Source organism: Streptomyces albofaciens JCM 4342, assembly GCF_008634025.1.
GTDB classification, from domain to species: domain Bacteria; phylum Actinomycetota; class Actinomycetes; order Streptomycetales; family Streptomycetaceae; genus Streptomyces; species Streptomyces albofaciens.
In genome coordinates this window covers 4,053,170-4,067,425 of the sequence record NZ_PDCM01000001.1, presented here as the reverse complement: position 1 = coordinate 4,067,425, position 14,256 = coordinate 4,053,170, and the positions used below count along the sequence as shown (strand labels likewise).

Genomic DNA, 14,256 nt, shown 5'->3' with positions numbered 1-14,256 from the left:
GCCCTCACTCCGCGACGGCACCCGCCTCCAGGAGGCGCCGCACCCGCAGCGCGTCCGGGGCGACGGCGGTCGTCAGCGTGGCGGGCCCGGCGAGCGGCGTCCGCACGCCCTGCCCCTCGTCCGGCGCCGAACCCAGCACCCGGACGCGGGCGGGTTCCGCCTCCAACTCCGGCCCTGCAAAGAGCAGTTGGCCGACAGCGCGGTGACCGCCGAGCACCGCGCCGGTGTCCCAGCCCGGGGCGCCCGGGCCGTACGCCGTCTCCTGGTCGAGCAGCGTGCGCCCGGCGTGGTGGACCGTGAGACGGCTGCGCAGCCGTCCGGTCCGCTCGCCGCTGCGCCCCAGCACCTGTTCCTCGCGCAGCACCAGGCGCGCGGTGGCCGCGAGGTGGACGGTCGTCGTCATCCGCAGGTCGCTGCCCTCGGCGGAGATCAGCGGTTCGGGCAGCCATGCCAGCCGGGCGCCCTCGCCCACGGTCAGCTCCACGTCGTACGTGGCGTGCCCGGGGACCCGCCCCGGCAGCGCGACGGTGGCCGCGGCCGCCGTGACGCACAGGTCGGCGCCGTCCTCGGCGGTCACCTCGACGCGCAGCCGGTCCCCGCCGAGCGGCGCGCTCATGGCGCCGACGACGCACACCCTGGCCTGCGTGCCGTACGAGCGGACGCGGCGCAGCGCGATCGGGCCCTCGCCGTCCAGGACGGGCAGGCCGGTGACCCCGTCCGCGCCGGCCCGCGCGGTGATACGGGCCGTGGCGCGCAGGCCGTGCGGCACCGGGCCGCCACCGGGCGCCGGCAGCGGTTCGGGGGACGGGGGCCGGACCCGTTCGGGGGGCGCGAGGGTCATGCGGGGCCCGCGGTCCAGTCGGCGAGGCGCTCGCGCACCCACTCCGAGACCGGCCGTACGCCGTTCTCGGCCTTGAGGGAGGTGAAGACGACGGGCAGGTCGCCGCGCTGCGCCTTGGCGTCGCGGGCCATGCCCTCCAGGTCGACGCCGACGTACGGGGCGAGGTCGGTCTTGTTGATCACGAGGAGGTCGGCGGTGGTCACTCCCGGGCCGCCCTTGCGCGGGATGTCGTCGCCGCCCGCCACGTCGATGACGAAGATCTGGGCGTCGACCAGGCCCTTGGAGAAGGTCGCGGTGAGGTTGTCGCCGCCGGACTCCACCAGGATCAGATCGAGCGGGCCGACCGCGTCCTCCAGGTCCTCCACGGCTTCGAGGTTGGCGGAGATGTCGTCACGGATGGCGGTGTGCGGGCAGGCCCCGGTCTCCACGGCCGAGATGCGCTCGGGCGGCAGCACCGCCTCGCGCAGCAGGAACTCGGCGTCCTCACGGGTGTAGATGTCGTTGGTCACGACGGCCAGGGACAGTTCGTCGCGCAGCGCGCGGCACAGGGCGGCGACGGTGGCGGTCTTGCCGGTACCGACCGGCCCGCCCAGCCCGATGCGCAGCGCCCGCCGGGTGCCGTCGGCGCGCTTCGGGTCGGCGGCGCTGTAGGTGTGCCGGTGGGGGAAGCGTTCGTCGAGGTCGTGATCGAGATGCATGACTGCTCCGTGATCGTGTCGGGGGCGGGGGGGGAGGCGGGGCCGTACGGAATGCGGGGCGCGGGTGGCGGGCGCGCCGGGCGGCCGGGCGGGGACCGTAAGGCGGGGCGGGGGCCGGTGCTCACGACGCGAACAGCCGTACCGGCCAGGCCGCGTGCTGCTCGGCGGTGATGTCCAGCAGCGGCGCGGACGCCGCGGGCAGCGCGCCGGTCCCCTCCAGCGGGACGCGCCGCGCCGCTTCCACGGCCTGCTCGGCGACCTGGTCGAGGGGCGCGGCCAAGCGGGCCAGCACGGCGGTCGCGTCGAACGGGTCCAGGCTGAGCAGGCGTACGGCGGCGGTGGCCGGGCCGCTGATGTTCTCGTACGCGGCGGCGTGGGCGGCGTCCAGCGGCGCAAGCCCCGCCGACCTGGCCGCCAGGCCCAGCACGACGGGCTGGTGGGCGCCGCGCGGCCGGGCCGCCGCCAGCGCGTCCAGCTCGGCCGAGGGCCAGGTGGCGCGGGCCGCGCGCATCATCTGCCGTCCGAGCCGGCGCGCCGTGAGCCGCAGCGCGGGCACCGGCGTACGGGCGTCGGCGGCCTCGTCCAGCGCCAGCGGGTCGCACCCGGCCGCCGCGGCCGCGGCCAGGGCGGCCGCGACCAGGCCCGCGGTGTGCAGCCGCCCCCGGCAGAACTCCTCCAGACCCGCCGCGTCCCGGATGCGCCCCGCCTTCACGGCCGCCTCGGCGCCACCGGAGTGGGCGTGCCCGCCCGCCGGGAACCGGCCGTCCGCCAGGACGAGCAGTGCCGCCCGGCTCATCGCCGCACCTCCTTCTTCGGCCTCTCGTACATGTCCGGGCCGTTCAGAAGAGGAAGTAGCGCTGGGCCATGGGCAGTTCGGCGGCCGGGGCGGGCTCGACCACATCGCCGTCGATGGTCACCGTGAAGGTGTCCGGATCTACGTGGACCCGCGGCAGCGCGTCGTTGTTGCGCATGTCCGCCTTGGTCACGCCGCGGGTGCTGCGGATGGACCGGAAGTCCTTGGCCAGTCCGAGGCGTTCCGGCAGCCCGTCCGCGACGGCCTGCTCGGAGACGAAGTTGACCGAGTTGCCGCCGGGCGCCTGCCCGATGGCGCCGAACATCGGGCGGGGCAGCACCGGCTGCGGCGTGGGGATGGAGGCGTTGGCGTCGCCCATCTGCGCGTACGCGATCTGCCCGCCCTTGATGACGAGCTGCGGCTTGACGCCGAAGAACGCCGGGTCCCACAGGACCAGGTCGGCCAGCTTGCCGTCCTCCACCGAGCCGACCTCGTGGTCGATGCCCTGTGCGATGGCGGGGTTGATGGTGTATTTGGCGACGTAGCGGCGGGCTCGGACGTTGTCCGCGAGCAGGTCGCCGGGCAGCGCGCCGCGCCGCTTCTTCATCACGTGCGCGGTCTGCCACGTACGCAGCACGACCTCGCCGATGCGCCCCATGGCCTGCGCGTCGGACGACATGATCGAGATGGCGCCGAGGTCGTGCAGGATGTCCTCGGCCGCGATGGTGGAGGGCCGGATGCGGGACTCGGCGAAGGCGAGGTCCTCCGGCACGGCGGGGTTGAGGTGGTGGCAGACCATCAGCATGTCGAGGTGTTCCTCGACGGTGTTGACGGTGTGCGGGCGGGTCGGGTTGGTGGAGGCGGGCAGCACGTTCGGCTCGGAGACCATGGCGATCATGTCGGGTGCGTGGCCGCCGCCGGCGCCCTCGACGTGGTACGCGTGGATGCCGCGGCCCGCGATGGCGGCCAGCGTGTCCTGGAGGAAGCCCGCCTCGTTCAGCGTGTCCGTATGGATGGCCAGCTGCGCGCCGCTCTCCTCGCAGACGCGCAGACAGGCGTCCAGCACGGCGGGGGTGGCGCCCCAGTCCTCGTGGATCTTGAAGCCGAGGACGCCCGCGCGCAGCTGGTCGCGCATCGAGTCGGCGGACATGGTGTTGCCCTTGCCCAGCAGGCCCACGTTGACGGGCAGCCCGTCCATCGAGGCGAACATCCGGGACACGTGCCAGGCGCCGGGCGTGATGGTGGTGGCCTTGCTGCCCTCGGCCGGGCCCGTGCCGCCGCCGACCAGGGTGGTCACGCCGGAGGCCAGCGCCTCGTCCACCTGCTGGGGGCAGATGAAGTGCACATGGGTGTCGATGGCTCCGGCGGTGAGGATCTTGCCGTTGCCCGCGATGATCTCGGTCTCCGGACCGATCACCAGGTCGGGGTGGACGCCGTCCATGGTGTCGGGGTTGCCGGCCTTGCCGAGCGCGGCGATCCGCCCGTCCCGGATGCCGACGTCCGCCTTCACGACACCCCAGTGGTCCAGGACGATCGCGCCGGTGATGACGGTGTCGGGCGCGCCCTCGGCGCGGGTCGCCCGGGACTGGCCCATCGATTCCCGGATCACCTTGCCGCCGCCGAAGACCGTCTCGTCACCGGCGTGCCCCGGGCCGCCCGCCCGGTCCTCGGTGATCTCGACGAGGAGGTCGGTGTCGGCCAGCCGTACGCGGTCGCCCACGGTCGGGCCGTACAGGTCGCTGTAGGCGGCGCGGGTCAGATCAGCCATCGAGGGAGCCTCCGGTCTCGCCGCGCAGGCCCGCGACGATCCGCTTGCCCGCGACGGGGACGAGTTCGACCTCGGTGGGGATGCCGGGCTCGAAGCGCACGGCGGAGCCGGCGGGGACGTTCAGGCGCTTGCCGTGCGCGGCCGCACGGTCGAAGTCGAGGCCGGGGTTGGCCTCGGCGAAGTGGTAGTGGGAGCCGACCTGGACGGGGCGGTCGGCGACGTTCAGGACGGTCAGGCGGGTGACGGGGAGCCCGGGGTTCAGGCGGACCGGTTCGTCGGCGTGCAGGATCTGGCCGGGGATCATGTCGGGTCTCCCGCGGTCAGTTGATGGGTTCGTGGACGGTGACCAGCTTGGTGCCGTCCGGGAAGGTGGCCTCCACCTGCACGTCGTGGATCATCTCGGGCACGCCCTCCATGACCTCGTCGCGGGTGAGGACCTTGCGCCCGGTCGACATCAGCTCGGCGACCGTACGGCCGTCCCGGGCCCCTTCGAGGATGTGCGAGGTCAGCAGCGCGACGGCCTCCGGGTGGTTGAGCCGTACCCCGCGTGCGCGGCGCTTTTCGGCCACGTCCGCCGCCACATGAATCATCAGGCGTTCCTGTTCATGCGGGGTCAGTTGCATACCTTCACCTCACAGTCTCCGCTCTGGGCACATAAGCCCAGGTCACGGGCGTCAATACACCCGCAAAGCAGATGTATCACACACTAATTAAAGGTGGAGCAAACTACTCGCCAGCTCCGTTTCATCAATCACCCGGTGTGCGCAGGTTAGTTCGGCGCGATTTCGACGGCGTTAACTCGGCGGTGCGGGCGCGGAACTTCACCGGTTGGGCCGCGGCACCGCCCTCCGGGGCCGGGCGGCCGCGGCACCGCTTCCGCCCGAAGTGTCTGCTCCGCGGACACCGGAGTCCGGTATCCGCTCTTGACGCGGTACGGATCGCCCGTAATCCTCATGCGCACGTCAAGCGCGCAGTCGCTTCACGCCCCCCACAGCGCCTCCCCACGGCGCACCCCCCCCCCACATCAGTATCGGAGCTCCACCGTGAACCGCGCACCCCGCACGGCCCGCACCCCCCACACGCCCCACCGGTCCCCCGCCACCCGAATACGCCGCACCGGCCTGACCGTCGGCGCGTGCACCGCCCTGGCCGCCGCCCTGCTGGGGCCGGTCGCCGGAGCACAGGCCACCGCCTCCGCCGCCCCCGACGTCCCCGTCGCCGCCGTCAAGGCCCATCTCGACCGGCTGCAGGCCGTCGCGGACGCCCACGGCGGCAACCGCGCCCACGGCACGGCCGGGTACCAGGCCTCCGTCGACTACATCAAGGAGAAGCTGGACGCGGCCGGGTTCACCACGACCGTCCAGGAGTTCACCCGTAACGGCAGGACGGGCCGGAACCTCATCGCCGACTGGCCCGGCGGCGGCGCGGACCGGACCGTGATGACCGGCGCCCACCTCGACTCGGTCACCGAGGGCCCCGGCATCAACGACAACGGCTCCGCCGCCGCGGGCATCCTGGAGGTCGCGCTCGCCGTCTCCCGCGCGCACCTCGAACCCGCCAAGCACCTGCGGTTCGCCTGGTGGGGCGCCGAGGAGTACGGCATGGTCGGCTCCCGGCACTACGTGGACGAGCTGTCCGCGGACGACCGCGGGAAGATCGACGCGTACCTGAACTTCGACATGATCGGCTCGCCCAACCCGGGCTACTTCGTGTACGACGACGACGCGCGCCTGGAAAAGGTCTTCAAGGACCACTTCGCCGCGAAGAACATCGCGACCGAGGTCGAGACGGAGGGCGACGGCCGCTCCGACCACGCGCCGTTCAAGGACGCCGGGGTACCGGTGGGCGGCCTGTTCTCCGGCGCGGACCACATCAAGACCGCGGAACAGGCGAAGAAGTGGGGCGGCACGGCGGGCAAGGCGTTCGACGCCTGCTACCACGCGTCCTGCGACACCGTGAAGAACATCGACGACACGGCACTGGGCAACCACACCGCCGCGATCGCCGACGCGGTGTGGAAGCTCGCTTCCTGACACCGCCGCACCCGGACGCGCACCGCCGGGCGGGGCGTGTCCGGGCAGGACCGCTCAGTGCTCCCCCGCCCCCGGGCCGCCGTGCTCCGCGAACCCCCCGGGCGTCCCGCGGTCGCCGGCCGTGCCGTGGTGCTCCGCCGCGATGCCGAAGCGGCGCCACTCGCCGGGCGCGGCCGGGAGCGGCCGCACCGCGGAGACCGTGCTGATCACCTGCTCCTCCGCGGCGGCCTCCGCCGCCTCCCGGCACGCGTCCAGACGCTCCAGGTCGGCGGCGGACACCAGGCCCACCAGCGGCTTGCCGTGGCGCGTGACGACCACCCGCTCGCCGCCGTAGACGACGCGGTTGATCAGGTCCGCCAGCTCCGCCCGAGCCTGTGTCACCGGAATCTCGTAAGCCATGCTCCTAGCTTAGGTCGCGTGCACGACATTCCGGCCGGGGCGGCGGCGCGCACGGTCCGGCAGCGCTGCCGGACCGTGCGCGCCGGCCGCGCTCAGGTGGTGGTCCGGTCGGTGGGGTCGGCGGGCTCGTGGCTGCCGCACTTGGCCAGGCCGCGGCTGATCATGTAGCCGATGGTCAGCAGGGTGATGTACAACCATGCCCGGTCGGCGGGGAAACGGTCCGCCCGGACGGCGTCGCCGCCCACCACGGCGGAGGCGATCAGTACCGCCACGACGGCGGCGACATAGACGAAGAGCTCGGTGCTCTTGAACGCGGGCTTGGTCTCCGCGCTCGTACGCCGCTCGGTACGAGCGGCCTGGGACCGGCCGGATTCCGGGTACCCGGCGGATGAAGCGGTAGCCATCGCGTCCTCCTGGACTCGACTCGGCCCGACGGACTTCGGGTCCGCCCGGCGGGTACCCGGACGGCCGGGGCGGCAACGGGCCCATGCGTAGGGCCGGATTCCGCAAGGGCCCCCTCGGCCAGGGGACGCTCGGGGCGGGTGTGGCCTCCGCGGACCGGAGGGGTAGTCCGAGGGGTCGGCGGTGCGACGGAGGCAGTCCGGTACGCCGCACGCTGGGTCACGGCCCGACCGTGTGGGGGACTTCGGCCGAAAAGTACCGGAACGAGGAGCCCTGCCCGGCAACGGCGCCTTCGGCCGCCTGGCAGTCGCCGGATCAAGCGCCCGTCACGCCGCCCGCGCGCCCAGTGGTCGTCGAGGCACCACAGCGCGCGCTGCCGGTCGCCTGCCGCACGCGCAGCCAGCAGGCTGTCCCAGGTGTCCCCGGGCCCGGCAGGAAGCGGAATCCCGAGATGCTGCGCCCGCTGCCATACGGGGGTCCAGCCAAGGTGAGCCCAAAAGCCGCCACGGGATGATCTTGATGCTCTGACTTCCCCCGCTGCCCCTTTATCACCGGGAGACATTTTCTGTCCCGGATTCCGTGGTTTTGATCTTGCCGGGCCTGTCGGCCAGTGATGATCACGCGCGGGCGCGGGGGCGCCTCCCAGCAAGGGCTGGGCGTCGAGTGGGGTGGGGATGACTTCGATCGAGCGGACCGCGTACCCGCGGTTCAAGCGGTTGATCACCGCGCGTGAGCTGCATGTGTTCTTCACGCCGGGTGAGGAGGAACGGGCGTGGGCGGAGGGGGTGACGGACTCCGACGAGCATCAGCTCGCGCTGCTGGTGGCATTGAAGTCGTACCAGCGGATGGGCTGTTTCCCGAAGGCTCACGACGTGCCGGAGCAGGTGGTGGAGTTCGTGCGGCGGGCGGTGGGGCTGCCGGAGAACACGCTGCCGGTGTACGCGTCGGGCCGTACGGCTGAGCGGTACCGGTCGTGGGTGCGTGAGCGGTGCGGGGTGCGTTACGACGGCCCAGCGGCGCGCAAGCTCGCCGAGGAGGCGATGCGCTGTGCGGCGGCGGCGAAGAACAACCCGGCGGACCTGATCAACATCGCGCTGGAGAAGCTGGTGGAGGCGGGGCTGGAGATACCCCGGTTCTCCACCCTGGATGCGATGGCGTCCACCGTGCGGGGCGAGGTCAACGAGGAGATCCTGGCGGGCGTGAGGGGCCGGATGACGGCCGAAGAGCGGCGTCGGCTGCTGACAAGCGCGTCCTCGGCCGCCAGGGCCTGACCACCTCCGCCCTGGGGCTGGGCACGATGGGGATGACGATGTTCTACGGCCCCAGCAACCGCGAGGAGAACATCACCACCATCCGCCGCGCGTTCGACCTGGGGGTGACCCTGCTCGACACCGCCGAGGTCTACGGTGGCGGCACCGGATCGAACGAGCGGCTGCTCGGTGAGGCCGTCAAGGGTTTCCGCGACGAGGTGGTGCTGGCCACCAAGTTCGGCTACGACCTCGCCAACCCCGGCGGTCTCAACAGCCGGCCCGACAACATCCGCAAGGTCGCCGACAACAGCCTGCGCTACCTCGGCACCGATCACATCGACGTCCTCTACCAGCACCGCGTCGACCCGGACGTGCCGATCGAGGAGGTCGCCGGGACGGTGAAGGAGCTGATCGAGGCGGGCAAGGTCCGCTACTTGGGTCTGCCCGAGGCCGGCCCCGAGACCATCCGCCGCGCCCACGCCGTGCAGCCGGTCTCGGTCCTGCAGACCGAGTACTCCGTCTTCGAGCGGCACGTCGAGGACACCGTCCTGCCGGTCGTGCGCGAGCTCGGGATCGGGTTCGTGCCCTAAGCCCCGCTGGGACGCGGGTTCCTCACCGGAGCGATGAAGCCGGCCGACCAGTACACCGCGGAGGACTGGCGCCGCCGCGACCCGCGCTGGCAGGGCGAGAACTTCGATGCCAACGCCCAAGCCGTCGCCGCCCTCACCGAGCTGGCCTCGTCCAAGGGCATCACCACCGCCCAGCTCGCCCTTGCCTGGCCGCTCGCGCAGGGCGACGACATCGTCCCCATCCCCGGCACCCGCAGCCCCGAGCGCCTGGCGGAGAACATCGGCGCCACCGGCGTCACGCTCACCGGCCACGACCTCGCCCGGATCAAGGAGATCCTGCCGAACGGCGCCTTCGGCGACCGCTACGCGGCCCCCTTCCTGCCCAAGGGCTGACCGACCCCGACCCGCCTCAGCCGACGAGGGGCTCTTCCGCTTCGAGTTGGCGGGCGGTGTCGTGAACGAGGGTGCGGAACCAGCGGTGGCCGGTGTCGTGGGTGTGGACGGGGTGCCACCACAGGGCCTCGTTGATCGGCCCGGCGTCGAAGGGACAGGGGAGCACGCGCAGGGACGGCGGGAGGGGGACGGCCCTGGTCAGGCGTCGCTGGATGACGGCGACGCGGTCGGTGCCGGCCACGTACAGGGGCAAGGCCAGGAAGCTGTCGGTGACCGCTTCGGGCTTCAGCTGGAGGCCGCTTTCGGCGAGGCGGTGCAGCATGAAGCGGGAGTCGCGCGGCTCGAACTGCCCCAGCACCCACCGCAGTCCGCCGATGCCGTCCGCACCGGGTGCGGCGCGGGTGAGGGGGTGGTGCCGGTCGGCGATGACAACCCATTCGTCGGCGAAGAGCGCCAGGCTCGGCAGTCCGCTCACGCCGCTGTCCCGGGGCGCGATCAGCCCGTCCGCCGCGGAGGCGCCGGCTTCGTCGTGCATGGCTTCGGGAGTGGCGAACTGGCGGAACCGCAGCCGGGCGTGCGGTGCCCGCTCCTGGAAGGCGGTCAGGAGCCGGGGGCCGAGGACGGCCATGGCGTAGTCGGAGACGTGGAGGGTGAACTCCCGCTCGGTGGTGGCGGGGTCGAAGTGGGATTTCGTGGCGAAGAGCCGGTCGGAGAGCTGCAGGACGCTGCCGGTCTGTTCCTGCAGTTGCTGTCCGAGGGGGGTGAGGCGGTAGCGGTTGCCCTCGCGTACGAGCAGGTCATCGCCGAAGTGCCGACGCAGGCGCGCGAGCATCGCGCTGGCCGCCGGCTGGCTGACCCCGATCCGCTCGGCCGCGCGGCTGACGTGCCGCTCCTCGAGCAGGGCCTGCAGGGCGATGAGCAGGTTGAGATCAGGACGGGCCACACCCCAAGACTATCAACCAGACTGATACATCCATATGGATCATTGATTTCCTTTATGCCTGGTGCGGCGGAAGACTCGGTGGCATGAACCATCCCGAACCGAGCCTCGCGCTCACCAACGCTCTGCTGATCGACGGCACCGGCGGACCCGTGATCGACGGCGCGACCGTCGTCGTCTCCGGCGGCCGGATCGCCGCCGCCGGGACCGGCGCACCGGTCCCTCCCCACGCGACGATGGTCGACCTGGGGGGCAAGGCGGTCCTTCCGGGGCTGATCGACGCCCATGTGCACCTGGGAGGACTGGGTTTTCGGAGCGCGCCGCCGTTCGGTGGCCGGGCCGCCACCGACGACTACGTCGCCGCTCGGGAAGGGGCCTTGCGGTACGGGGTCACCACCCAGCGCAGCCTGGGCGACTTCCTCCACGACAGCATCGCCGTGCGGGACGGCATCGAGAACGGCACCCTGGCCGGGGCCCGGGTGGTGACCAGCGGGCCGAGCTTCCAGGTCGAGGGCGGGCACCCCAACGCCACCGTCTGGGGCAGCGAGCCGGCAGCCGTACGGGAAGGCGCCCGCATGCCGAAGACGGCCGAAGAAGCGGAGCGCATGGTCGACGAGCTCGCCGCCGCGGGCGTCGACCTCGTCAAGATCATCATTTCGAACAACGCGATCTTCGGCCCGGCCCGCCCCGAACTGAAGATGCCCTGGCACCTCACCGAGGCCATCGCCGATGCCGCCCACGCCCGCGGGCTGCGGGTCGCCGCCCACACCGAGACCGTCGAGGACGCCAGGACGGCGGTCGAGCGCAGTGTCGACGACATCGAGCACCTGGTGCTGCGCGCGGAGGAGCCGCAGGACGAGGCCGCCGCCGAGGCACTGTTCGCCCTCATGGCCGACCGCGGCACCTACCTCGTACCCACCATGGTGGCCCACCAGTTCGAGGCGGCCGCCGACGGGGACGCCCGCACCCTGCGCTACGGCAACCACCTGGTCCGCCGCGCCTACGAGGCGGGCGTACGGCTCGGGGTCGGCTCGGACGCGCACTCCCCGGGGCTGCACGGCTGGAAGCTGCGCGACGAGCTGGTGATGATGGTCCACGACCAGGGCATCCCGGCCCCCGCAGCCCTGTCCATGGCGACGAAGGCCAATGCCGAGCTGCTCGGCATCGCCGACCGCCTGGGCACCGTCGAGCCGGGCAAGATCGCCGACCTGCTGATCGTCTCCGGCAACCCGGCCCAGGACATCACCGCCATCGGCCGTGTCCACCAGGTGATCCGAAACGGCCGAGTCGTCTTCGACGGCGAGGGAGCGTGACCACGTGACAAAGATCGACGTCCATCACCACTTCCTGCCCGACTTCTACCGCCAGGCGCTGATCGACAATGGGCACTCCCGCCCCGACGGCATCTGGGGCATCCCCGGCTGGGACGAGACCTCCGCCCTCCGGATGCTCGACGAGGCCGGGATCGCCAAGGCGTATCTGTCGATCTCCTCCCCCGGAGTCCACTTCGGCGACGCGGCCGCGGCCCGTGTTCTGGCCCGGCGGGTCAACGAGGAGGCCGCGCGGCTCGCGCGCGCCCACCCGGGCCGGTTCGGGTTCTTCGCCTCGACACCGCTGCCCGACATCGACGGAACCCTGGCGGAGATCGCGTACGCCTTCGACGAGCTCGGCGCCGACGGCGTGGTCTTCGAGACCAACGTCGACGGCCTCTACCTGGGCAACGAGCGGTTGGAGCCGGTCCATGCCGAACTCGGCCGCCGTAACGCCGTGTTGTTCCTGCACCCCACCAGCCCCGCCGCCCCCTGTACCGGGCATGCCCCTGCCCTGCCGTATCCGCGGCCCATGCTGGAGTTTCTCTTCGACACCACCCGGACGGTGACCGACATGGTGCTCTCCGGTGTACTGGAGCGTCACCCCGGCCTCCGCGTGATCGTCCCGCACGCCGGTGCCGTCCTGCCCGCCGTCGCCTCGCGCGTCGACGTCATCGGCGCGCGCACGGCCGGCAAGGAACATCAGCAGCCGATGCGCAACGCCCTGCGCACGCTCCACTTCGACCTGGCGGGCATGCCCCTGCCCGAGATGCTGCCGGCGCTGCTGAACGTCGCCGACCCGGCCCGTCTCCACTACGGCAGCGACTGGCCCTTCACCCCGCTGCCGGAAGTCCTCGCCTGGGCCGGACGCCTCGAAGCGGCCACCGCCGCCCTCGGTGAGGACGGCATGGCCAAGGCCCTGCGCGCCAACACCGAGGCGCTCTTCAGCTGAACATCCGAACCTCGCTGCCCGCCGGCTGCCCGTACAACTGGCGGGCAGCCCCGCACCGCCCGGTGAGCGCACGGGCGGCCCTTCAGCGCCGGCGGTCGCCGGCCGTCTTCTCGACGTGGTCGCCCATCACCTCGGCGAGACGCTCCAGTGCCTCGAGCACCTCGGCGCGGGCGCCGCCCAGCGCATGGAACATCTCGGCCTCCACCGTCAGGCGCCGGGGGAAGAGCGAGTCCATCAGGCGCTTGCCCTCCTCGGTGATGGTCACCAGCGACGCACGCCGGTCGGCCGGATTGGGCGCACGCTCGATCAGCCCCCGCCGCTCCAGCTTCGCCAGCGCCTTGCTCACCGCCGCCTGGGTCAGCCCCAGGTCCTCAGCGAGCCGACGCGCGATCACCGGCTCCTCCTCGTAACGCAGCGGCACCAGGAAATCCAGCTCCTGCAACGTCAGCGGGGCGCCCTCGACGAGCGGCTCCACCGCGCGGTCCAGCAACGACGCGCACCGCTTGATGAGCGTGACGATCTCCATCGAGGACGTGTCCAGCCCAGGGTTGTTCGCCGCCCACTGGCCGCGGACCCTGCCCGAGTGCGCGTGCACCGGACCTCCAATTGCTTAACTGGTTATGTATTGGTTACGGTTTTTCTCATGGTATCCCCGACCCGAACCGCGAACAGCACCCCCCGCACGGCCGCCCCCGCAGGCCGCAGCGCCGCCCTGATCGCCGTCCTCGGCGCCCTCAGCGCCGTGGCACCGCTGGCCACCGACATGTACGTGCCCGGCTTCCCCGCCATGGGAGCCGCCCTGCACGCGAACAGCTCGGCGATCCAGCTGACCATGACCACCTTCCTCGCCGGCCTGGTCGCCGGCCAGCTGGTCATCGGCCCCCTCAGCGACGCAATGGGCCGGCGCGGACTCCTCATCGGCGGCACCGCCGCCTTCGCCGCCCTGTCCCTGGCCTGCGCCCTCGCACCGAACGTCCAGACGCTCCTGATCCTGCGCCTGCTCCAGGGCGTCGCGGCCGCCACCGGCATGGTCCTCGCCCGCGCCGTCCTCACCGACCGCTTCGACGGCCCCGAGGTCCCCCGCTACTTCGCCCTGCTCGCCCAGGTCCTGGGCATCGCCCCGGTGGCCGCCCCCGTCCTCGGCGGCGCCATCCTCAGCGTGACCGCCTGGCGCGGCATCTTCGTCGCCCTCGCCCTGGCCGGCGCCCTGCTCACCGTGGCGGTGCTGGCCAAGGTCCCCGAGACCCTGCCCCCGCGGAACCGGCAGTCACAGGGGCTGGCGAACACATTCCGCGCCATGGGCGGCCTGTGCCGTCGGCGCGCGTTCATGGGGTACGTCCTCGTCCTCGGCCTCACCTCGGCCGCGCTGTTCGCCTACATCAGCGGGTCCAGCTTCGTCTTCGAGCACCTGCACGGTGTCTCGTCCACGGCCTACTCCCTGATCTTCGCCACCAACGCCGTCGGCATGCTGATCGCGGGCTTCGCCTTCAGCAGGCTCTCCCGGAAGATCAGCCTCAACGCCATGCTGACCACGGGCGTCGCCATATGCGGCCTCGGCGTGACCGGCCAGCTGGCCATCCTCGGAACAGCCGGCGAAACCCTCGCCGGCACCTGGGCCAGCCTCTTCGTCACCCTCCTCGGCGTCGGACTGATCTTCCCCGCCGCCACCACCCTCGGCCAGGCCCTCGGCCGCACCGCCCCCGGAGCCGCCTCCGCCCTCCTCGGCGGACTCCAATTCCTCTTCGGCGCCCTCGCCTCCCCCCTCGTCGGCCTCTTCGGCGAAACCAGCTCCACCCCCATGGCCCTCATCATGCTCATCGCCGTCGCCCTCGCCGCTCTCGCCCTGATCACCCTCGCCCGCCCCTGGCTCCGCCACGGCGAAACGCTCACCGACAACTGACCCCCCAC

General features: G+C 72.3%; 15 protein-coding genes and 1 pseudogene. 6 read left to right on the top strand and 10 right to left on the bottom strand.

Annotated features, from left to right (window positions below; translation table 11 throughout):
• Window positions 1-4: 4 nt before the first annotated feature.
• From CP973_RS18245 to CP973_RS18220, 6 genes are all read right to left on the bottom strand, one after another.
• The gene (locus tag CP973_RS18245) at window positions 5-841 is read right to left on the bottom strand and encodes an urease accessory protein UreD (protein ID WP_244409588.1); all 837 of its coding nucleotides are present in this window, start codon (window positions 839-841) and stop codon (window positions 5-7) included.
• On the bottom strand, window positions 838-1,539 hold the full coding sequence (gene ureG / locus CP973_RS18240; protein WP_150242027.1) for an urease accessory protein UreG: 702 nt from the start codon (window positions 1,537-1,539) through the stop codon (window positions 838-840). The genes CP973_RS18245 and ureG overlap by 4 nt, the downstream gene beginning before the upstream one ends.
• A gap of 121 nt (window positions 1,540-1,660) precedes the next feature.
• Window positions 1,661-2,335, bottom strand: a complete 675-nt coding sequence (locus CP973_RS18235; RefSeq protein WP_150242026.1) for an urease accessory protein UreF — start codon at window positions 2,333-2,335, stop codon at window positions 1,661-1,663.
• Window positions 2,336-2,378: 43 nt separating this feature from the next.
• The gene (locus CP973_RS18230) at window positions 2,379-4,100 is read right to left on the bottom strand and encodes an urease subunit alpha (RefSeq protein ID WP_150242024.1); all 1,722 of its coding nucleotides are present in this window, start codon (window positions 4,098-4,100) and stop codon (window positions 2,379-2,381) included.
• Window positions 4,093-4,404, bottom strand: a complete 312-nt coding sequence (locus CP973_RS18225) for an urease subunit beta (RefSeq protein ID WP_150242022.1) — start codon at window positions 4,402-4,404, stop codon at window positions 4,093-4,095. The genes CP973_RS18230 and CP973_RS18225 overlap by 8 nt, the downstream gene beginning before the upstream one ends.
• Window positions 4,405-4,420: 16 nt before the next feature.
• Complete coding sequence (locus CP973_RS18220; protein WP_150242020.1) at window positions 4,421-4,723, bottom strand: urease subunit gamma; 303 nt, start codon at window positions 4,721-4,723, stop codon at window positions 4,421-4,423.
• Window positions 4,724-5,143: 420 nt separating this feature from the next.
• Between CP973_RS18220 and CP973_RS18215 the strand changes: the two genes are divergently transcribed.
• Window positions 5,144-6,133, top strand: coding sequence for a M28 family metallopeptidase (locus CP973_RS18215; RefSeq protein ID WP_150242018.1), 990 nt, complete (start codon window positions 5,144-5,146; stop codon window positions 6,131-6,133).
• A 54-nt stretch (window positions 6,134-6,187) separates the two neighbouring features.
• Here the strand turns inward: CP973_RS18215 and CP973_RS18210 are convergent, their stop codons facing one another.
• Both CP973_RS18210 and CP973_RS18205 read right to left on the bottom strand, forming a co-directional pair.
• Window positions 6,188-6,532: a type II toxin-antitoxin system Phd/YefM family antitoxin gene (locus CP973_RS18210; protein ID WP_150242010.1), complete on the bottom strand. Its 345-nt coding sequence runs from the start codon at window positions 6,530-6,532 to the stop codon at window positions 6,188-6,190.
• Window positions 6,533-6,624: 92 nt separating this feature from the next.
• Window positions 6,625-6,936, bottom strand: a complete 312-nt coding sequence (locus CP973_RS18205) for a hypothetical protein (protein WP_150242008.1) — start codon at window positions 6,934-6,936, stop codon at window positions 6,625-6,627.
• A gap of 672 nt (window positions 6,937-7,608) precedes the next feature.
• Between CP973_RS18205 and CP973_RS18200 the strand changes: the two genes are divergently transcribed.
• Together CP973_RS18200 and CP973_RS18195 are read left to right on the top strand one after the other, a co-directional pair.
• Window positions 7,609-8,205, top strand: coding sequence for a DUF4158 domain-containing protein (locus CP973_RS18200; protein ID WP_150242006.1), 597 nt, complete (start codon window positions 7,609-7,611; stop codon window positions 8,203-8,205).
• Window positions 8,202-9,146: pseudogene (locus CP973_RS18195) on the top strand (aldo/keto reductase). Before CP973_RS18200 ends, CP973_RS18195 begins: the two are co-directional and overlap by 4 nt.
• Before the next feature lie 16 nt (window positions 9,147-9,162).
• Here CP973_RS18195 and CP973_RS18190 read toward each other — a convergent pair.
• Complete coding sequence (locus CP973_RS18190; RefSeq protein ID WP_150242004.1) at window positions 9,163-10,089, bottom strand: LysR family transcriptional regulator; 927 nt, start codon at window positions 10,087-10,089, stop codon at window positions 9,163-9,165.
• Window positions 10,090-10,172: 83 nt separating this feature from the next.
• Between CP973_RS18190 and CP973_RS18185 the strand changes: the two genes are divergently transcribed.
• Window positions 10,173-11,399 carry an amidohydrolase family protein gene (locus tag CP973_RS18185; protein WP_150242002.1) on the top strand — a complete coding sequence of 409 codons (1,227 nt, stop codon included), beginning with the start codon at window positions 10,173-10,175 and terminating at the stop codon, window positions 11,397-11,399.
• A gap of 4 nt (window positions 11,400-11,403) precedes the next feature.
• Window positions 11,404-12,348 (top strand): amidohydrolase family protein, encoded by a 945-nt coding sequence (locus CP973_RS18180; protein WP_150242000.1) that lies wholly within the window; start codon window positions 11,404-11,406, stop codon window positions 12,346-12,348.
• A gap of 82 nt (window positions 12,349-12,430) precedes the next feature.
• On the opposite strand, the gene CP973_RS18175 is transcribed toward CP973_RS18180, so the two are convergent.
• A complete protein-coding gene (locus CP973_RS18175; RefSeq protein ID WP_150241998.1) occupies window positions 12,431-12,874 on the bottom strand; it encodes a MarR family winged helix-turn-helix transcriptional regulator in 444 nt (147 codons plus the stop codon).
• Between the two features lie 117 nt (window positions 12,875-12,991).
• Between CP973_RS18175 and CP973_RS18170 the strand changes: the two genes are divergently transcribed.
• The gene (locus CP973_RS18170; protein WP_150241996.1) at window positions 12,992-14,248 is read left to right on the top strand and encodes a multidrug effflux MFS transporter; all 1,257 of its coding nucleotides are present in this window, start codon (window positions 12,992-12,994) and stop codon (window positions 14,246-14,248) included.
• Window positions 14,249-14,256: the final 8 nt, after the last annotated feature.